The organism is Lysinibacillus sp. K60 (assembly GCF_019731275.1).
Taxonomy (GTDB): Bacteria; Bacillota; Bacilli; order Bacillales_A; family Planococcaceae; genus Lysinibacillus; species Lysinibacillus capsici.
The window spans coordinates 35,033-54,044 of record NZ_JAASJR010000020.1 but is presented as its reverse complement, the minus strand read 5'-3'; the positions used below and the strand labels follow the sequence as shown (position 1 = coordinate 54,044).

The window sequence follows — 19,012 nt, the reverse complement described above, 5'->3', positions numbered from 1 at the left end:
GTATAAGAGGCATCACGCAACCTTGGTAACAGGTTAGAAACAGCTGGAGGAATATCCCCTTGTGAACGGCTTATTTCCCGATGATAAGCTTCTGTTGCGTCTAGTAAAAGCAACGTATGCCCTGTTGGTGCGGTATCAATAATAATGACTTCATCTTGATGATTTTCTACAACGTTAGCAAATGCTTTGAATACAGCTATTTCCTCTGTACAAGGAGAAGCCAAATCCTCTTTCACAAATGCTAAACCTTCCTCATTCATCGTTTCACTTGCCTTTGCAAGCACTTCTGCTTCATAGTTTGCCACTTCTGCTTTTGGATCAATACGACTGATCGTTAAATTATTAACGTTGTCATCTCCGAATGTCCAATCGAGGTGTGCGGCGGGATCTGTTGTAGTTAAATGTACATGAGTATCCTCTTCTGCTAATCGTAATGCAATATAAGAAGCCACAGTTGTTTTTCCAACCCCACCTTTCCCCATCGTAAAAATGAGTTTCGGTTTACGTTCTAAATAATCTGCAATCATTTCTTCTATCTCAGGAATCTTAGTTTCTTCATTTGATTCATCTGCATGTATAACTTCTTTGTCAGTCATCCATGCTTGCATACGCTCAATACTTGATAATGAGTACGGTACAAAAGGTAAGTAGAAATGCTCAAATTGATTTAGTTCTTCAGGAATTCTTGCTATTGCATCAGCTTGACGCGCAATGAAAGCCTCTTCGATATCATCAGTAGAATTGGCATTGCTCATATATCCATTAATTAGTAGAGTCTGATTTTGAATGCCTATTTCAAACAATTCGTGAGAAGCACGTGCAGCTTCCTTTAAAGGATTTTCTTCTGGGCGTGTCACTAACATTAACGTTGTTTGATTAGCATTCTTTAAACGTTCAACTGCCTCTTTATAGACTTCACGTTGTGGTTCTAGCCCTTTTAAAGGACCTAAACATGAAGTGCCAGTCGTGTTATCGTCTAGAAACGTAGACCATGCAGAAGGCAACTGTAATAATCGTAACGTATGCCCTGTAGGGGCTGTATCAAACACCACAGTGTCAAAATTCCCAATCACTGAAGTATCAGTCAATAGTGAAGCAAATTCATTAAAGGCAGCAATTTCTACTGTGCAAGCACCAGAAAGTTGTTCCTCCATATTTTGTAATACCACTTCAGGTAGTTTTCCACGGTACGGACCAACCATTTGCTCTTTGTAATGTTGTGCTGCCTGTTCAGGGTCCAAATTTATCGCAAATAAATTGTCTATGCCTTCAATTTTTGTTGGACTATTAGAAAGCGTTTGGCCAAAAATATCTTGTAAGTTGGATGCGGGGTCTGTACTAATTAAAAGTACCTTTTTCCCTTCCCTTGCAATGGCTATTGATAGGCTACAAGCAACCGATGTTTTCCCAACGCCCCCTTTCCCCGTGAAAAACAGGAATGGGGTGTCAGGGAAATGAATTCTTGTAAAGCGTTCCATCTTACGCATCTCCTTTTAGTGACAAGCGTACTTTTGGCTTTTGTAGTAATTCGTCTTCTGAAAGTCCTGACCACTGTGAAAATTGTTCATTTGTTGGATAGATTCCTTTGCAAAGTAATTCTCCATCCACAAACGTTGCAGGTAAGGCATCCATTCCTTCTGACACTAATAGTTGATTGATTGCTTCGTTTTCTACAAAAGCATTTGGCTCGTTTGTAAGATTAAATCTTTCAGCTTCTATGTTTGTTTTCTTTAAATTATTCATAATAAATGACATTCGCAATAATTCTGGGTCTATAGAAGGTCCACATAAGCCTGTAGAACAGCACATTGCTGGCTCATAGATATGAATTTTTTTCAATTTATTTCAGCTCCTCAGCTACAAATTGTTCAATGCGTTTACCAATTGCATCACGAACATTTTGGAATACAGCCCACTTCTCTTCATCAGTACCTGTCGCTTTCGCTGGATCTTCAAATCCCCAATGCTCACGACGAACGTGAGGAGGTGTCATTGGGCATTTATCAGCTGCATCCCCACATAAAGTGACAACTAATGTTGCATTGTTTAATGTCTCAAAATCAATTAAATCGGATGTATGATTTGAAATATCAACCCCTACCTCCGCCATCGCTTTAGTAGCATTCGGATTTACGCCATGTGCTTCAATACCAGCACTTTTAACTGTCCAATTGGTAGGTAGTAATTTCTTTGCCCATCCTTCAGCCATCTGACTTCGACATGAGTTTCCTGTACATAAGAAATAAAGTGTATTTGTCATAGTAATTGCTCCTTATAATTTAATGGTTTTAAAGTATTTTTTCTGCCAACGTAAGGCAACCCATACAAGTCCAATGAGGACTGGTACTTCCACTAGTGGTCCAATAACAGCGGCAAATGCCACGCCACTATGCAAGCCAAACACACCCACTGCAACAGCAATTGCTAACTCGAAGTTGTTGCTTGCAGCTGTAAAAGAAAGAGCTGCTGTGACAGGATAAGATGCACCTACTTTACGGGAAGAGAAGAATGACACAGCAAACATGATCACAAAGTAAATAAATAATGGAATAGCAATTCGCACTACATCAAGTGGCAGTTCTACTAATTGCTCACCCTTTAAAGCAAACATCAACACAATCGTGAACAGCAGTGCAATTAAAGTAAGTGGTGAAATTTTCGGTAAGAACTTTTCTTCATACCACTGTTTTCCTTTTGCTTTAATTCCTATCCATCGTGTGAGGAATCCTGCTGCAAATGGTATCCCTAAGTAAATTAGAACGCTCTTTGTAATCTCCCACATAGAAATGGATACATTGAAATTCTCTAAACCAAACCAACCAGGTAATACATTTAAGAAAAAGTAAGCAAAAATTGAATACGTCACAATTTGAAAAATGGAGTTAAAGGCAACTAAACCAGCTACATATTCACGATCTCCACGCGCTAAATCATTCCACACAATCACCATGGCAATACATCGAGCTAAGCCAATCATAATGAGTCCAGCCATATATTCTGGGTAATCTTGTAAGAAGATAATCGCTAAAAAGAACATGAGGAACGGGCCGAGTAACCAGTTTTGTAAAAGTGATAGTAATAGCACTTTCCAATCCTTAAACACTCGCCACATTTCTTCATACTTTACTTTCGCTAATGGTGGATACATCATGACAATTAACCCTATAGCAATCGGTATGGACGTTGTTCCAATAGACATGGACTCTAACGCTTCCCCAACATTAGGCATGGTGATACTTAATACAACACCTATTCCCATCGCAACGAATATCCAAAGGGTAAGGTAACGATCTAGAAAAGAAAGCTGTTTTGTTAAAGATTCATTACTCATTTATATTTCCCCCTACATGGCAGCAATCGGTTTCACAATTGCACCCCTTTAAAGGCTGAATTTGTTCTAAAATGCCCTTCATCAGTGGCGTTTGATTCTCTACTAAACGGTAATGTTTCCAAGTCCCTACTTTCCGTTCCGTAATAATGCCTGCCTCCTTTAATTTTCGTAGATGTTGACTAACGGCTGGTTGTGATATTCCTAGCACATCCACAAAATCACATACACATACCTCCCCGTTTTTCATGCATGCAAGTAATTTAATGCGATTCAAATCCGCTGCTGCTTTTAGTTGTTTTTCAATTAGTGTGTTTTCCATTTATCTGCACTCCTTATATAACTGTTTTCTTATATATTATTTTAAATAAAATCACCTCGTAAGAAGGTGACATAATCAGTATATAACTATATTCTTATATTATGATTTAATGTTTTGAATTGCAACAGATATTTACCCATTTTAAAAAAATTTTTATACTTTGTAAAAAGCGTACGTTCAGTTACCTAAACGTACGCTTTAAAAGATAATGATAAAGATTAATTTATCTCCATTAATTTTTCTTTAGTAACGAGTTATGGAGAAGGTGTACAACACAAATTTGATTTAGCCATAGCTTTATTTAAGAGTTCAATTGAACGTAAAACAGTTTCTTTTTCGAAGTCATTCAAATGTGAAAAAACTTCATTTAAATAATTGTTTATCATTTCATCAATTGTAGTAGCGAGAAATGTACCCTCCACAGTTAATGACAAAATGTACACTCTTTTATCTGATGTTAGAGGAGTTTTTTTGACAAGATTCATCTTAATAAGAGTTTGAATCTGTCTACTAAATGTAGTAATATCCATACCTATTGCCTCTGCTATTTGTTGCATAGAAGGATTATTTTGTTTGTCGATCTCATATAGAATATGGCTCTGTATTGGTGTGATGTCAATTGATCCTACAGTACAACATGTTTTATTTAGTAGAGCAAACTTTTGAGTTAAAACTTGAAAAAGTTCACGTTTATTTTCCATTTAATCATCTCCTATAAAGACATATATATTATTTATTTGCAAAATACAACTAAAATATATTTAACTTTTTTTGAAGATGTTTTTCCTACTTCAAAAGTTTCTACTTTTCATGTGGTGAAGTAACTTTTTCACAACATACTCGGCATCTTCTCCCACACCTCTTAAAGTTGCAGATGCAAATGATCGTTGTCCTTCTAGTCCCACAAAATATAATCCAGGGATACTGCTAATACCTGCCTTTTGTAAAGGCATTCCTTCCCCATCTAATGCACCAAGTAATTTCATATAGGGTAAATGTGGTCTGTATCCTGTGGCATAGATAATGGTATCTACAGGCTCCCTTTCTCCGTCCGGCCAAATAACTCCATCTTCATAAAAAGAAGTAAACATTAAACGTTGTTCCGGACTCCCCTTACTAATTCGATCTTTATATCCTCCTATATCATTCACAGCATTTGATCTGGGTGCCGTTTTTCCAAAGCGCCAGAAAGGAAAGGTATCAAAACCAAATACCTTCAACCAATAGTGTATGTCCCGTCCAAGTAGACGTTGTTTTACAAATTTTATTGGCTGTCGTACTGAAAGAGTAGTTTGGCTAACCTTAGACAATTCAACAGCAATTTGCACAGCCGAATTACCTCCTCCGATTACGATTACCCTTTGGTTGTGATATGGCTGTGGATTTCGATATTCTGAAGAGTGAAGTGTTTTCCCTTGAAAGACTTCTCTTCCTTGAATGTTAGGAATAAAAGGATTATTAAATGAGCCTGTAGCATTTATGATTGTTCTAACTTGAAATTTATCGCCTGTGACAGTTCGAACAATAAAACCTATGTTATTTTTCTCAATCATATCTACTCTCTGATTAATTAAAACAGGTAATTGGAACTTTTTTTTATAATCTTGTAAGTATCGAATAACTTCATCCCTTTTCGGATAGAGATTCTGGTTTCCAGGAAACTTCATGCCGGGCATAGAGGAAAACCCTGCTGGAGAAAACAATTTAAGACTGTCATAATAATTTGGCCAAGAACCCCCGATCTGATTACTTTCTTCTAATATTAAAAATCGTAGACCTTTTTTCAGTAAATGATAGCCTGCTGCAAGTCCAGCCTGCCCTCCCCCAATAACGATTGTATCAAGAATCCCTTTCATTTTTTATCCCCCTTCATTATTTGCATTTTGCAAATATAAATTCATTAAAAATAATAGCTGTAATTAATAAAACTAAGTAAAACACAAAAATATTCTATCCTTAATAAATATATATAGCAATTTTATTTGCAATTTGCAACTATTATTCAAACTAATAATTATTATATTCAATAGCTAACCTCTAATTTAATGATCTACATTTCTTTTTCCATACATATCCAAAAAAATTAACTTTTTTCAAGCTTAGGCTTTTGCATATACTTTTCTGGTCAAAAATAATAAATTGCATTAAATAAATAAAACATTCAAATAACTGTTTGACTATTTGAATGTTTAAGTTTATTATAAAAACAATCAAATAATCGTTTGAACGTTTGAATGATAACTGGAGGAAAATATATGAAAGAAATATGTGAAATCACCTGTATTCATGAGGATAAAGTAAACTATGTTCAAGACAAGTTAAAAGAAAAAAAATCAATGGATGTTGCTAAAGTTTTTAAAGCACTTTCGGATGATACACGTGTAAAAATTGCCTATGCGCTAACACTAGAAGATGAATTATGTGTTTGCGATATCGCTAATATTATTGGGTCAACAACAGCAACTGCGTCGCACCATTTGCGTTTACTACGAAATTTAGGATTAGCTGAATATCGTAAAGAAGGGAAATTGGTTTATTACGCTATTCATGACCCATATTTTAAGAATTTAATCAGTGTTGCATTTGAAGAACATAAAGAAGGTGAAATTAATGACTGAGGAAAAACAGGTATTCCGCGTGAACGGTTTCTCTTGTGCCAACTGTGCAAGTAAATTTGAACGTAATGTAAAAGAAATACCTGGTGTTCAAGATGCAAAGGTGAACTTTGGGGCATCTAAAATATCAGTTACAGGCGATGCGACCGTGGAGGAGTTAGAAAAGGCTGGAGCTTTCGAAAACTTAAAAGTAACGCCAGAAAAACAAAAACGTGTTACTCCACCCCAAACAGATACTACCTATAGAATTGAAGGCTTCTCGTGTGCAAACTGTGCAGGTAAATTTGAACGTAATGTAAAAGAGCTTCCAGGGGTTCAAGATGCAAAAGTAAACTTCGGTGCTTCTAAAATTTCCGTAACTGGCGAAACAACTATTGCGGAACTTGAAAAAGCTGGAGCTTTTGAAAATTTAAAAGTATCAATGGATACACCTTCATACAGATCTAAAGCTCCATCTTCTGACAATAGTGAGGGGCAAGTTGAAAAGAAAGTACCATTTTACAAAAAACATAGCACACTTTTATACGCAAGCTTATTTATCGTATTCGGTTATCTATCTCAATACGTAAACGGTGAAGAAAATCTTATTACCTCCCTATTATTTATAGCTTCAATTGTAATCGGTGGTTTCAATCTATTCAAAGTTGGTTTCAAAAATTTAACTCGCTTTGATTTTGACATGAAAACATTAATGACGGTAGCTGTCATTGGTGCTGCATTTATAGGAGAATGGGCAGAAGCATCCATAGTTGTTATCCTATTCGCTATTAGTGAAGCTTTAGAGCGTTATTCAATGGATAAAGCACGTCAATCAATTCGCTCATTAATGGATATTGCACCAAAAGAAGCTTTAATTCGTCGAAATGGTCAAGAAATCATGGTACACGTAGATGATATAGAGATTGGCGATATTATGATTGTTATACCTGGGCAAAAAATTGCAATGGATGGCATCGTGGTTAGCGGTCTTTCTGCAGTCAACCAAGCAGCTATTACAGGGGAATCAGTACCAGTTTCAAAAACAGTAGATGATGAGGTATTCGCTGGAACACTAAATGAAGAGGGTTTATTAGAAGTTAAAATTACAAAATACGTTGAAGATACAACGATTTCAAAAATTATACATCTAGTTGAAGAAGCTCAAGGTGAACGCGCTCCTTCACAAGCATTTGTTGATAAATTTGCGAAATATTATACACCAATTATCATGGTCATTGCAGGGCTTGTAGTAATTGTTCCCCCACTGTTCTTCGATGGTAGTTGGGAAACTTGGGTTTATCAAGGTTTATCAGTACTTGTAGTTGGATGTCCATGTGCGCTTGTTATTTCAACACCAATTTCAATTGTTTCAGCTATAGGTAATGCTGCTAAAAAAGGGGTTTTAATTAAAGGTGGCATTTATTTAGAGGAAATGGGTTCGCTTAAGGCAATTGCTTTTGATAAAACAGGTACGCTTACAAAAGGTGTTCCAGTGGTTACAAACTTTGATGTAATGAATACCCAAAAAGATTCAAAAAAGATTCTAGCCATAATTACGGCTTTAGAATATCGATCTCAGCACCCTTTAGCTTCTGCGATTATTAAAAGAGCCGAAGAAGAAAATGTTTCATTCAAAAATATCAACGTTGATGCTTTCGCAGCCATTACTGGCAAAGGAATAAAAGGTGAAGTAGATGGTACTTTGTATTACATCGGTAGCCCAAAATTGTTCCAAGAGTTAAATGTACCTATTCCAGAGAATTTAGAAGGAAACATCCTTAAGTTACAAAATGAAGGCAAAACTGCCATGATATTAGGAACTGAAAAAGAGATTCAAGCAATCATTGCCGTAGCTGATGAGGTACGTGAATCTAGCCAAGAAATTATTGAGAAATTGCATAACATGGGTGTTAAGAAAACAATCATGTTAACTGGTGATAATAAAGGGACTGCGAATGCAATTGGTCATCATGTAGGGGTTTCTGAAATTCAAGCTGAATTAATGCCTGAAGACAAACTTTCCTATATAAAACAACTTCGAAAAGACTATGGCAATGTTGCGATGGTCGGTGATGGTGTCAACGATGCTCCTGCTTTAGCAGCTTCTACAGTCGGTATCGCCATGGGTGGTGCTGGTACAGACACTGCATTAGAGACTGCAGATGTTGCTTTAATGGCAGATGATCTACGGAAATTACCGTTTACAATAAAGCTAAGTCGTAAGGCCTTAAATATTATCAAGGCAAATATAGCATTTGCCATTTTAATTAAACTAGCTGCATTACTATTAGTTATTCCAGGTTGGCTAACACTTTGGATTGCCATTGTCTCAGATATGGGAGCAACATTGTTAGTAGCATTAAACAGCTTACGTTTAATGCGTGTTAAAGAATGAATTAACGCACTTTATTCAATAGATGGGCTTTTTATATGAAAGTCCATCTTTTTATTTCTAGTACTTTACTTTCTTAAAATAGCACTTAATTCATTATAGAAAGAAGAGATAAAAATGGAACTGGTAAATGTTTTTTCATTGATTCTGTTTGCTTTGTTTTTATTTTCCTATTCATTAAAGCTAGTTATTCTAAATAAGAAATCAGGGATAAAAGCAAATGTGTTAGGAAAAGGAAATAAGGGGACATCCGTCGATTCTTCCGAAATGTTTGTTAAAATTTCAACTTTCGTATGGGGAATTGCATGGCTTTTAGAGTCAATATTTGATAATTCGATTGATAATATTTTACCTAAACTATTCACCAATGAGGTTATGCATTACTTTGGATTAATGACAATTACCATTGGTTTACTGTTTTTTATTTTATCAATGATAACAATGAAAACCTCTTGGAGAGTTGGTATAGATAAAGAAACAAAAACCTCGCTAATCACCAATGGTTTATACAAATATAGTCGAAATCCTGCATTTGTTGGATTCAATTTAATGTTTATAGGTCTATTTTTGACATTCCCTAACTTAGTTACATTAATTATTTGTTTACTAAATATAGTTTCAATTCATAACCTTATTCTTCAAGAAGAAAAACACTTAGAGAATATGCTTAAAGTAGAATATCTCTCGTATAAGAATAAAACCCCACGATACTTATTTTTTAAATCTACATAAGTAAAGAAATTTTAAAGGTGAAACTAAAACAAAGCACAGACTCTTAATGGCTGTGCTTTGTTTCGTTGTTATCCATTATTCAACTATTATCTTTCCAAAATACATATTCATTCCACAATGAAACGTATATATACCCGGTTTTTCTGGTGTGAATTCGACCAAGTTATCACCTTTATCAAGATCTTTTTCTATTTGGAAATCCTCTATTATTAAGTATGATAAGCATCCACCTGAAAAACTCTTTTGAAAATGAAGTTGAACTGGGATTCCAGCTTTTACTTTTACATTCTCAGGTGTATATCCAAATGGCTCTACCATTATGACGGCTTCCTGATAACCGTCTTTTTGCTCTGCTTTTACTTCATTTATTTTTGTAGAAGAATCGTCTGAAACCGGAGTTGTATCACCCAAAAGATCTCTGAAGTAATGAGAAATGGGTTTAAAGAATACAACAGAAACAACTAATAATACGGCAATTACACAAAAAATAACTTTACTCCATTTATTTTTATTTGATATTACCGTTATTGTATCTGTTCCCTTAACTTCTTGTCTAATTAATTTCAATATAAGAATCATGACAATGATAAAAATTGCATCCACAAATATCATCATAACGACAGGATCTTGAGAAAAAACCATTACCCCCAACATTGCACCCATCATGCCGCCCATGATACCTGCTAATAGTCCATCTAATGAAGCCAATAAACTAAAGGGACGCCCAATAACATATCCAATTATCATGCCAAAAAGTACTGAGGAGATTACTGGGACAGTCATTTTCCCTACTAATATTACTCCTAATATGGTTCCTACTACTATGCTAGCCATCATAGAAACAGCCATTGCAATCATCATAGCAGTCATTTCTGATAAGAACGATTTGGCACGATAGGTAGAAAAAATGACGTAACCGGTTAACAAAAAAATAATACTAAAACTAAATATATATATCATAAACAAATTCCCTTCTATCCTATCCAAGCATTTAAAGTTTCGAATAATCCTGACAATATAAAGAAGATTGCAGAAATATTCCTTGATACATTATGGAATGAATACAAAGTCTTCTTCATTGGATTTAATAACCGTTCACTAATAGTCAGTAGTATCACATATAAAATGAGTGGCATTGCTGTTCCAATTGCAAAAAAAATGGGACCTATCAAATTAAATTCTCCATTTCCTGTCGGCAATAACAAGACAAAAAATAACCAAAACAACGTAGGACAGAATAAAAAACCCATAGCCAACCCAAAAGAAAGAGATGTATTTTTCAATTTCAATCCTTTTTGGACTTTTTGGAAGATACGTTGTGATGCAGAGGAATGTACTGAAATATTTCCAAGGAGAGCTAATCCAATTAGAATAAGAGTAAGGCCAAATAATTTACGGAAAAACATTGTTCCAATGAAAGGAATATCAGCAACTGTACTACCGATGAATACAGACATTATGCCTAACAATATGTACACTAAAGATTTGCCTGTAATATAACTCCCTACATTCAACCACCTTTTATTTTTTTCAGTCTCATATGTAATCAAAGCAACAGCAGTAGAATTAGATGTAAGTTGACATGGTGCAGTTGCCCCAACCAACCCTAATAAGAAAGCCTTCATTCCCCATACATCTAGTTTTAGTGCTAATGTATAAATTGGTTCTGCTACTAAATTGGCTAACTGACTTAACCACACATGTATCTGAAGAAGTACCTCATTCATTTAAATTCCCCTCTTCAACTGTTCTTACAGGACAATTTAAGGTGTTGAGGAAATGATTTCATTATTTCGGAAAATGTAAGGACTTTACCTCCGAATCCTTTTACAAAGTTCTCTGCATATTCTTTAGTCTCAAATACCAACACTTGTGGGTAACAACAACGAATATGGACAGTAGTGTCTAAAACAAACCAAGCTAGATGAGCGCTAATCGTTGTCCCTGTTAAAAAATCGGTACAAATTGCTTGTGCTACCTCATCACCTAACTGTCGATGCCGCAGTATTCCACAATGGCTGCAACAAGCATTTTCACGTTCTCCATTTAAAAGAATTATCCTGTAAACCAATCGATCATCACACTTACGATGACAATACACACACTCGTCTTCCTCAACACGATGTATAGATTGATCCCTTATAAGTGTAAGCCCACCATATGTCTTCATAATAAGCCCTTCTTCAATCAGAGGTTTTATATCTCGATGTATTGTCATCTCTGATACCTCAAGTGTTTGACTTAATTCTGAGATTTTCAAATTGTGTCTATATAGAATCATGTCACGTATAAGTTGTTGTCTCTCTGAAAGCATAGTTTCCTCCTGAATGTTATAACTTAACAAGATATAACATCATTTTATTACAGCAATTAGAATAATCAATATAAACCTCGGGATATTTTGTTACATAGTTATGTCAATTATCTATAAAATCTTCTGTAGATGCTCCCCCCACATGAATATGAGAGGTTGCATAGTATGTATTGAACTAAAAAACAGAAGCACAGTAGTTTCAATTACTGTGCTTCTGTTGCTAAATAGAAGAATAAATATTGCTTTGATTACAAACTTGTTCACTGTTCAAGTTCTTCTAGTCAATATGATTTGCACAGCATGCAACGTCTTTTTCCAGACAAAAAGTCATCTCATTATGAGCATTGGTGGATGGTTAATGATAGTAATGGGTGTGCTACTCTATTTTGACATGATGACAAAAATTATTGCTTGGTTTACTCCCTTCTTTGGTGGATTCACAGGATTTTAATTTTTCGATTTCAAAGATGAACAACACCATTATGACTACAACAAAAAAAGCCGTGTTTTCAGCTATGAACACGGCTTTTTGGTATCATTCTTTATATCAGAATTTTTGCTTCGCACTTATTATCTGCCTTTTTATTTCTATCTCTAACCCAGAATAAAATCTTTCACTGATTCCTGCTTTTCGCATTATTTTCCAAACTTCAAGTTCTTCATCTTTTAATTGATCTATAGCCCAACTAATACGCCTCTTTTGAAAATTGGTCGTATTTTCTTTAACACTCTCAATATACTTCATCGTATTGGGCAGTTTATTTACTCTTTTTTCTAACAACGATTTATTATTAATCATTTTACCTATACTGCTTACGGTTATTCTAACTGGTTTTTCTTTAGCACTTATATCTTCCACTGCTTTTTTTACCATGCCCAAGATGTGAAGGTCTCTCTGTACCCAATCAACTCTTTTATTAGTAACCCTATTTACTTTAACAACTGGGGAATGTTCCTTTAACCATTCCTTATCATTTCTATAAATTCGCATATAAAGTGATGGGTCTTTTTTTCTAAGTTCTGTTCTTGATAATATGGGGTATTGGTTAATTAAATCAATCCATTTTTGCTTCAAATCACTTTTAATATGATTTTCCTTGTTCATAGGCTTACTATTTCTTTGCTTAGAATACTTAATAATTGTTTTGGTGTCGACTTTTAATATTTTTGAGCATGCTTTATAACTCAACTGTTCTATTTCAACCAATTGATGGAGTTTGCTCAACCAAGTATCACCTAACATCTTAATACGCCCTATATTTGTTTTATCCTCTTCTGTTTTATCTGGCCCCTTACGAGAATAAACAAAGCCACAGGCACAGGAGAAGGTTCCTACCGGCCTTTTAGTATCATAGCAACGAGTAACCTTTAAATTAGTTATTACAGGCTGTAGAAAGTGTTCTGCCGCAGGATTCAAACATAGATATGGCTCTTCACCAAATGGACTATATCGTTTATTTGCATACTGTTCAATTGTATCAACCGATTCACCTAAAAAATAAATGAACAGTAAATGCCGTACAGGATGAAAAGACTTTCGATGTTTTCTTGTTATTGCCCTTAACCAACACTGTCCTTCTACACCACTTGGAAATGATTGCATCAATATTAAAAAATCGACCTTAAACTTCTTAATAAAGTCTTCTTCTAATCGCCTTTGGTCGATTGTGCCGTTTGATTTTACATACCCTTCGCGATCCAATAGGTAATGATAAATCTCTAATAAATTTAACTGATCAAATTTATAATCCTTTTGATTTAAGTTGCTACTTTCTACAGCAAAATGACGTAGCAAATCAAAGTTTACTTTTGAAACATCACTTTTATTGCCCTTCTCTAAACTGTTTTCAATGTTTGAATAAAAATACGAAGAGTTTCCTTGCCTAATTAAGATTGAACTGTCTACAAGCAAGACAGAATGCTTTAAACAAATAAATACACTTGGTAATTGGTGATATGTCCGCCAATATGTTTCTCCATTCACTTGAATATCTTCTTCAAAGCAGTTAGGACAATAGCGAAAATACATAGGCTCTTTTACTGTCCCAGCCATTTGACCTGTTGAATAATGCAAGGAAGTATTGCCACAGCCATATAACATTTTATTTCGAACACTCTGTTTTATTTCTTTTGAAGTAAAATTTGTATAGTAGTTATACAATGTATGATAATTTATCCATTCATCAATACTCGAATTTAAAAAAGGATTTACTTTTTCTAATAATATCTCTAAATCAGTAGGTAAATCAGGAATAATATATGCTTTCTTTTTTCCAAACAAATCTAAAGTTGAATGTTTATTACTTAAATTCCCTGAACGTTTATGGTATCTAGCCAACACACTATATAATAGTTCATCTTTATAAATTGAAGGAAAAAATGCTAACATCTATTTTATTTACACACCCTTACATTATTAAGTCATCTAAAGGATTTTTAATATATCCTTCTTCACATAATGCCTCATAAGCAGAGCGTTTATTCTTCTTTCCTATATCAACTATTGATTGAAGTTTATTTACTGAAATATTGCCTTTCGCTTCATTTTTCTTTTCTTTCTTTCCCTCAATGTATTGGAGTGATAGAGTCATTAGTTGTGGAATTGTTGACTCAGGTGAATTTTTCAGTGCATATTTAGCAGCGTTTTCAGCAATTTTTTCTGAAACATCTAAATTAATTAAGGATAGGATTAATTTTTCTAGTATTGGAAGTTCTTTATTTGTACGATCTTGTGCCATCTTTTCTTTTTTCGCCTGAACCCTGGCCTTAAGGTCTAATACTGGCAATCTATTTAGAATATAATCTTCAATATCCATTGGAACAATATCTTCGTATTTTGCAATGTCGCTTTGATTTCCGGATTTAAGAGCCTCCAACATAGGTTGAAGAAGTTTCAAATCTTCTTTCACTACCTTTTGTATAAGTTTAGGGGTTATTTTTTCAAGGCCAGAATTGATTGCCCTCGCTTGTGCGAGTAAATACAACTTAACAGCAACATCCACAATTCCTTGGCTCTCTTCGTAAATCGTGTTTAATAATTCTTCTGTCAGTTCCGTATATTCATTCGTCCACTGATAATCCCACATACTTGTGATTAATACTTCCCAATCATCATCTTGTTTCATTTGCTGCCATACCATGTCGCCTTGGCCACTGCTTCTACGTGCTTGTCTGAAATCCTTTTGTAATAATGCCTTGGCTTTCATGGTTCCAATAAACATTACTGGTACTCCTATTTCATTCACTAGCGTTACAAAAAAATTCATCATCATTTCTGATGCAGCACCTGATGCAGATAACGAGTGCTGAACCTCATCAATGATTAGAGCGCCTATTGAGTGTAAACGAGCGACTTGCCCCATACGAGTTACCATTGAACTAACTGAATTTGATGGCTTACCATACTTTTCAAAATAATTAGTACCTGTCAACGAATCAACTTTTTTGAAAAAGTCCATACAAAGAGTTTTTAATGATCCATCATGTGGACAATCCAATTTTAACCATACAATTTGAATCAAATTGATTGGATTTTGATGCAATATTACTTGCGGATAAAGAGATAGTACCCTTTCTATCGCAGATGTTTTACCTATTCCTGGATATCCCATTAAAGTGAAACTTGAAGCAGAAGAACGTATATCTGGCGGTAATCCAATTTCCTCTTTATTAACAAGCTTGTTGTGTAAATCAAGTAATGCTTGAACATGTTTTTTATGTAATGGATTTCGATTAACATATCCATACCTAATGAAACCTGAAAAACGCTGTTCTAGATTTAAGGTTTGATTTATAGGCTGATAAAATCTTGATAATCTTAGTAAAGCATGGTAACGATGATGACTTGATAAATTTCTTTCACTATTATGAAACATAGGTATAAAGCTAAGTTGATCAAACGCTTCTTCTTTAGAGAGTATCGGAGGTAACGCTTCAATAAGGGGATTCCCTTTATAATCAATTATTTCTTGTTCACGATACTCTGCCAATAGAACTTCAATACCACTCTCTAATTCAATTGTCTTCCCATTTTTCATTCCTTCTTCTTCCTTCTTTGCTTTTTAAATAATTCCATTATCGTAGATGTTTCAGTTTTTTCATCTTTCTGCTCAGAAGGTGCAAAAGAAATAATGTTTTTATCATTATCAATCTCAGTTACACCTATTTGAAATGCCTCATACTCTCTTCGTAAACTTTTTTCAACTTCCCGATTTTCTCTAATATTTTTTATTTTTTCCGTTTTAGTGATTTTATTATTTTCATCTTGATTTGGTGTCTTAATTGCCTCATCCACTATTCCTTCAATTTTAGAATAAAAATTAATTTCTTCTTGTAACAAACTATGACTTTCAATTTTATATGTGTTTTGTTCAATCATTAATAATTGTTCAATTTCTTCAAGTACTTTATTTTTGTATCTCTCCTGATGATCTAAAAGGAAGCAACTTTCAAAAAGTGATTTATCATTAATGTGCAGATAAATAATGTCCATGTTTCGAGGATCGTATGAAATATCAACTGTCCAACTTTTCTTTGTTCTAGCTTGTACAAACCAAGATTCCTTTATAGCTGTTTCACAGCTAAATAACCTATTTTTAAACTTTATTCCCTTTGAGGTTACTGTAGCTGTATCTCGTGGCAATAAGTAAAACTTTATAGTATTAGGATGTTCCTTCCTTAGCTTACCTGCTCTATTTTTAATGCCCCAATTCCAGAGTTTAAGAGGAGTCGGTTTTACATTTTCCCGTATCATCTGCTCATCTCTTAGATAATCCTTCATATAGTGATTTTTGTTATAAAATAAAACAAAATTGATTAGAATTTTTGTATATTGATCTATAGTTAACTTAGCTTCTAAACGATAATCACTAGCCCCACGTTCCCTAAAATCACTCTGTATGTAACCTGGTAAGAACGGCTTTATTTTACTTTGTGAAGTATCGAACAATTTTTCCACAATTCCCTTCCAATCTGGTCGAAAAGCAGGATTATTCTCCACTACCAAATCCAACCCTTCAATTAAACTATTCACGTTATATCCCTCCAACTCACCTCTATCCCCTAGAATAATTTCAGGAAGATGCGCAGATGGCCACATTTCATTTGAAATTTCTATACCATATCTACTGCAATATTCCTTTTTATCTGATGCTGCATTTGCTATTGCCATCATCATTCCTGCCCAAGAAGGACCTTCAAATCCGATATACATTCCTGTAATCATATGTGTATATACGTCCACCACAAAATATATAATTGGTTTACCTACAATATAATCAGAATTAAAACTAGATACCAGATACACATTACCAATAGTCGCATCTATTTGATATCGTGATCCTGGCCCCATGACTTCATAAGTTGAAGATCCTAATATTGCTCGATGATCTCGTTCAAATTTTTTCTCACCTTCTCGACTTACTATTTTTTGTTCAATACCAAATTCTTTGTTGTGCCAATATCTAAATTGTCTTAATGAAGGAATTTTATTTTCATCCTGTATTACTATATATTTTGTTCCGTTTTCGTAACGAACTTCATCTGCATAGAACTCCTTTATCATCATTTTATATGCGAATGACAATGAGTTTCTCTTGCTTGTAAAATAGTACCTTTTAATCGATTTACGAAATATTTCCCTTGTTTCATCGGTTACATTTATTCCTACACTGTTAGTGGTTCTAGGTTTTCCCCTTTTCAAAGTACCACTTTTTTTATTTCTTCCCTTACCTCCAGAGTTACTATAATCCGGAAGCAAACTATTCATAGTTTTTCCTCTCTGCCAGTACTTTCTCAAATATTTATAAGCAGTCATTTTTGTACATACTTTATTATTTACAAGTTCATTTATTAGCTGCCCACGTTCTTTTTTCTTATAAATTGAAGGTTCATCATTCACTAAGTTTTTGATAATTGCCCACGCTGTGTCTCTCTTTTGTTTCATTCCCTCAGGTAAATTAATGTGGTTAATTAGTATGTTTGTGTGATCAGATTCGAATTTGGAGTATGAATTTTCTATAAATCCTTGATGTATATCTTTAACTTTTAAAAGGAATGGTAAGGCATTGGAATCTTCTATATCAATTGCATATGTAACGATGTTACTTTCATCAATCCAAAGTAGACGATATACTTTATTACACGTCAAGTCTTTAATTAATTCATTAACTGATATTGTAATCAATGTTATCCTCCTTAGAAACATTCATAATAATTTGATCTAAAGTTAGATTGCTTGGGTTAATTTTCTTACTCATATCAATCGAAATATATTTTCGAGCTATAAAATGTTTTATATAACTTAAAGATGAGCCTGTTTCTAAGTTATAATCCTCATCAAATTTATTACAAACTACTAATAAACTCTCTTCGCTATCTTTTTTTAAAATCAATAAATGCAATAATAAAGTAGAATAGCTTATATCTTCTTCTGCTAAATAATAAGATTTATGTATCCATAGAATATTGTTTGCTAGTTGTTTAGGAATTTCCTTTTCAGTTATGACCCCCCAACTTATTCCTTGTATCTCCCAATACTCTCGTTCAATTTCAAACTTTTCAATTACTCGTTTATCTTCAAGTTGTTCACTTGGTTTTACAGTTCTAGCGATATATTTTCTTTCAGAGTTTTTTACTACTGTTATAAAGAAATCTGTTGTCATATCTATCGGTATACCTGAACTATTATCTTTAGAGTGCTTAATTCCTTTCTCTTCAGCTATACGAATAGTTGTTTCAACATTTAAAGGAAACTGTTCTCTTATGTCTACCACTGTATCTTCCCAATCTAATAAGAAAAAAAAGTCTCTTTCCAAGTTAGACAACAATTCATGCTGTCTCTTCGCGGTCCACCCTATTAATCGAGAAGCATTTCCTTGTGACGATATATCTTGTATTTTAATCCAAGGTATATAATTTGATAGTTCCCCTTGACCTCGTCCTTCTTTAATATAGTCATTTCTTTTTTTCTCAGACCAACCGTATTTCCTTTTAGACATGTAAAGCACCGCCTCGTCGACATAATTATGGTTCAAAAAAATAATTTCTAAAATTATTATAACTTTTTGACTTACTTGTAGTTTAATTTATTCCATTTTATAAAAGTATTTATATTACAATCGTTTACACATAAAAAACGTCCTTTAAAGAGTGGACGTTTGCTAATTTTAGTAAGAAAAATACTATACTTTCTTCGATTCACATTATGTTTTTAACAGCCCTTGATTATATACAATCCACTTCTCCAATTCTCTTTCTACCGCTCGATTTTGCCATTCAAACCAAATCCCAATACACTCACTACAATGACTGTCAACACCGATTTTATTAT

At 34.1% G+C, this 19,012-nt stretch carries 17 protein-coding genes and 1 pseudogene; 4 read left to right on the top strand and 14 right to left on the bottom strand.

The annotated features are described in order from the left end of the window. From arsA to HCH28_RS24285, 7 genes are all read right to left on the bottom strand, one after another. Positions 1-1,478: arsenical pump-driving ATPase (gene arsA, locus HCH28_RS24315; protein WP_221683422.1), on the bottom strand; the 1,478-nt coding region annotated here is incomplete at its 3' end. Between the two features lies 1 nt (position 1,479). Beyond that, on the bottom strand, positions 1,480-1,839 hold the full coding sequence (gene arsD, locus HCH28_RS24310) for an arsenite efflux transporter metallochaperone ArsD (RefSeq protein ID WP_009370518.1): 360 nt from the start codon (positions 1,837-1,839) through the stop codon (positions 1,480-1,482). A 1-nt stretch (position 1,840) separates the two neighbouring features. Further along, positions 1,841-2,260, bottom strand: a complete 420-nt coding sequence (gene arsC / locus HCH28_RS24305) for an arsenate reductase (thioredoxin) (RefSeq protein ID WP_016993624.1) — start codon at positions 2,258-2,260, stop codon at positions 1,841-1,843. Between the two features lie 12 nt (positions 2,261-2,272). Further along, on the bottom strand, positions 2,273-3,331 hold the full coding sequence (arsB, locus tag HCH28_RS24300) for an ACR3 family arsenite efflux transporter (RefSeq protein WP_016993623.1): 1,059 nt from the start codon (positions 3,329-3,331) through the stop codon (positions 2,273-2,275). Next, positions 3,324-3,650, bottom strand: a complete 327-nt coding sequence (locus tag HCH28_RS24295) for an ArsR/SmtB family transcription factor (protein ID WP_036079775.1) — start codon at positions 3,648-3,650, stop codon at positions 3,324-3,326. Before HCH28_RS24295 ends, arsB begins: the two co-directional genes overlap by 8 nt. 254 nt (positions 3,651-3,904) lie before the next feature. Beyond that, positions 3,905-4,351 (bottom strand): MarR family winged helix-turn-helix transcriptional regulator, encoded by a 447-nt coding sequence (locus tag HCH28_RS24290; protein ID WP_009374034.1) that lies wholly within the window; start codon positions 4,349-4,351, stop codon positions 3,905-3,907. Positions 4,352-4,441: 90 nt separating this feature from the next. Then, the gene (locus tag HCH28_RS24285) at positions 4,442-5,506 is read right to left on the bottom strand and encodes a flavin-containing monooxygenase (RefSeq protein ID WP_009374035.1); all 1,065 of its coding nucleotides are present in this window, start codon (positions 5,504-5,506) and stop codon (positions 4,442-4,444) included. Positions 5,507-5,905: 399 nt separating this feature from the next. On the opposite strand from HCH28_RS24285, the gene HCH28_RS24280 reads away from it, so the two are divergent. The 3 genes from HCH28_RS24280 to HCH28_RS24270 all read left to right on the top strand — a co-directional run bounded on the left by HCH28_RS24280 (position 5,906) and on the right by HCH28_RS24270 (position 9,368). Then, the gene (locus HCH28_RS24280) at positions 5,906-6,268 is read left to right on the top strand and encodes an ArsR/SmtB family transcription factor (protein WP_009374036.1); all 363 of its coding nucleotides are present in this window, start codon (positions 5,906-5,908) and stop codon (positions 6,266-6,268) included. Then, positions 6,261-8,639 carry a heavy metal translocating P-type ATPase gene (locus tag HCH28_RS24275; protein WP_009374038.1) on the top strand — a complete coding sequence of 793 codons (2,379 nt, stop codon included), beginning with the start codon at positions 6,261-6,263 and terminating at the stop codon, positions 8,637-8,639. The genes HCH28_RS24280 and HCH28_RS24275 overlap by 8 nt, the downstream gene beginning before the upstream one ends. 114 nt (positions 8,640-8,753) lie before the next feature. Continuing rightward, positions 8,754-9,368, top strand: a complete 615-nt coding sequence (locus tag HCH28_RS24270; protein ID WP_009374040.1) for a methyltransferase family protein — start codon at positions 8,754-8,756, stop codon at positions 9,366-9,368. A 75-nt stretch (positions 9,369-9,443) separates the two neighbouring features. Here HCH28_RS24270 and HCH28_RS25260 read toward each other — a convergent pair whose 3' ends face one another. The 3 genes from HCH28_RS25260 to HCH28_RS24255 are packed head-to-tail and all read right to left on the bottom strand — an operon-like array spanning position 9,444 to position 11,682. Then, positions 9,444-10,328, bottom strand: a complete 885-nt coding sequence (locus tag HCH28_RS25260) for a cupredoxin domain-containing protein (RefSeq protein WP_009374041.1) — start codon at positions 10,326-10,328, stop codon at positions 9,444-9,446. 14 nt (positions 10,329-10,342) lie between these two features. Continuing rightward, complete coding sequence (locus HCH28_RS24260) at positions 10,343-11,095, bottom strand: urease accessory protein UreH domain-containing protein (RefSeq protein WP_009374042.1); 753 nt, start codon at positions 11,093-11,095, stop codon at positions 10,343-10,345. A gap of 14 nt (positions 11,096-11,109) precedes the next feature. Then, entirely contained in the window at positions 11,110-11,682 is a 573-nt protein-coding gene (locus HCH28_RS24255) for a DeoR family transcriptional regulator (protein WP_221683421.1), read from the bottom strand. A 337-nt stretch (positions 11,683-12,019) separates the two neighbouring features. On the opposite strand from HCH28_RS24255, the pseudogene HCH28_RS25255 reads away from it, so the two are divergent. Next, positions 12,020-12,133 (top strand): annotated as a pseudogene (locus HCH28_RS25255) (cytochrome c biogenesis protein CcdA); the annotation flags it as partial. 96 nt (positions 12,134-12,229) lie between these two features. Here the strand turns inward: HCH28_RS25255 and HCH28_RS24250 are convergent. The 4 genes from HCH28_RS24250 to HCH28_RS24235 are packed head-to-tail and all read right to left on the bottom strand — an operon-like array spanning position 12,230 to position 18,680. Beyond that, complete coding sequence (locus HCH28_RS24250; protein WP_009374046.1) at positions 12,230-14,071, bottom strand: TnsD family Tn7-like transposition protein; 1,842 nt, start codon at positions 14,069-14,071, stop codon at positions 12,230-12,232. A gap of 19 nt (positions 14,072-14,090) precedes the next feature. Next, entirely contained in the window at positions 14,091-15,719 is a 1,629-nt protein-coding gene (locus tag HCH28_RS24245) for an ATP-binding protein (RefSeq protein ID WP_036079781.1), read from the bottom strand. Beyond that, a complete protein-coding gene (locus tag HCH28_RS24240) occupies positions 15,716-17,866 on the bottom strand; it encodes a Mu transposase C-terminal domain-containing protein (RefSeq protein WP_009374050.1) in 2,151 nt (716 codons plus the stop codon). The genes HCH28_RS24245 and HCH28_RS24240 overlap by 4 nt, the downstream gene beginning before the upstream one ends. Then, positions 17,847-18,680, bottom strand: a complete 834-nt coding sequence (locus HCH28_RS24235) for a TnsA endonuclease N-terminal domain-containing protein (protein WP_221683420.1) — start codon at positions 18,678-18,680, stop codon at positions 17,847-17,849. The genes HCH28_RS24240 and HCH28_RS24235 overlap by 20 nt, the downstream gene beginning before the upstream one ends. Positions 18,681-19,012 lie beyond the last annotated feature (332 nt).

What these genes read in the sequence shown, in the direction of transcription:
- HCH28_RS24260 (WP_009374042.1), bottom strand. Translation starts at nt 11,095, where the DNA reads ATGAATGAGGTACTTCTTCAGATACATGTGTGGTTAAGTCAGTTAGCC.
- arsB (WP_016993623.1), bottom strand. Translation starts at nt 3,331, where the DNA reads ATGAGTAATGAATCTTTAACAAAACAGCTTTCTTTTCTAGATCGTTAC.
- HCH28_RS24250 (WP_009374046.1), bottom strand. Translation starts at nt 14,071, where the DNA reads ATGTTAGCATTTTTTCCTTCAATTTATAAAGATGAACTATTATATAGT.
- HCH28_RS24270 (WP_009374040.1), top strand. Translation starts at nt 8,754, where the DNA reads ATGGAACTGGTAAATGTTTTTTCATTGATTCTGTTTGCTTTGTTTTTA.
- HCH28_RS24290 (WP_009374034.1), bottom strand. Translation starts at nt 4,351, where the DNA reads ATGGAAAATAAACGTGAACTTTTTCAAGTTTTAACTCAAAAGTTTGCT.
- HCH28_RS24295 (WP_036079775.1), bottom strand. Translation starts at nt 3,650, where the DNA reads ATGGAAAACACACTAATTGAAAAACAACTAAAAGCAGCAGCGGATTTG.
- HCH28_RS25260 (WP_009374041.1), bottom strand. Translation starts at nt 10,328, where the DNA reads ATGATATATATATTTAGTTTTAGTATTATTTTTTTGTTAACCGGTTAC.
- arsC (WP_016993624.1), bottom strand. Translation starts at nt 2,260, where the DNA reads ATGACAAATACACTTTATTTCTTATGTACAGGAAACTCATGTCGAAGT.
- HCH28_RS24280 (WP_009374036.1), top strand. Translation starts at nt 5,906, where the DNA reads ATGAAAGAAATATGTGAAATCACCTGTATTCATGAGGATAAAGTAAAC.
- HCH28_RS24255 (WP_221683421.1), bottom strand. Translation starts at nt 11,682, where the DNA reads ATGCTTTCAGAGAGACAACAACTTATACGTGACATGATTCTATATAGA.
- HCH28_RS24235 (WP_221683420.1), bottom strand. Translation starts at nt 18,680, where the DNA reads ATGTCTAAAAGGAAATACGGTTGGTCTGAGAAAAAAAGAAATGACTAT.
- HCH28_RS24245 (WP_036079781.1), bottom strand. Translation starts at nt 15,719, where the DNA reads ATGAAAAATGGGAAGACAATTGAATTAGAGAGTGGTATTGAAGTTCTA.
- HCH28_RS24285 (WP_009374035.1), bottom strand. Translation starts at nt 5,506, where the DNA reads ATGAAAGGGATTCTTGATACAATCGTTATTGGGGGAGGGCAGGCTGGA.
- HCH28_RS24275 (WP_009374038.1), top strand. Translation starts at nt 6,261, where the DNA reads ATGACTGAGGAAAAACAGGTATTCCGCGTGAACGGTTTCTCTTGTGCC.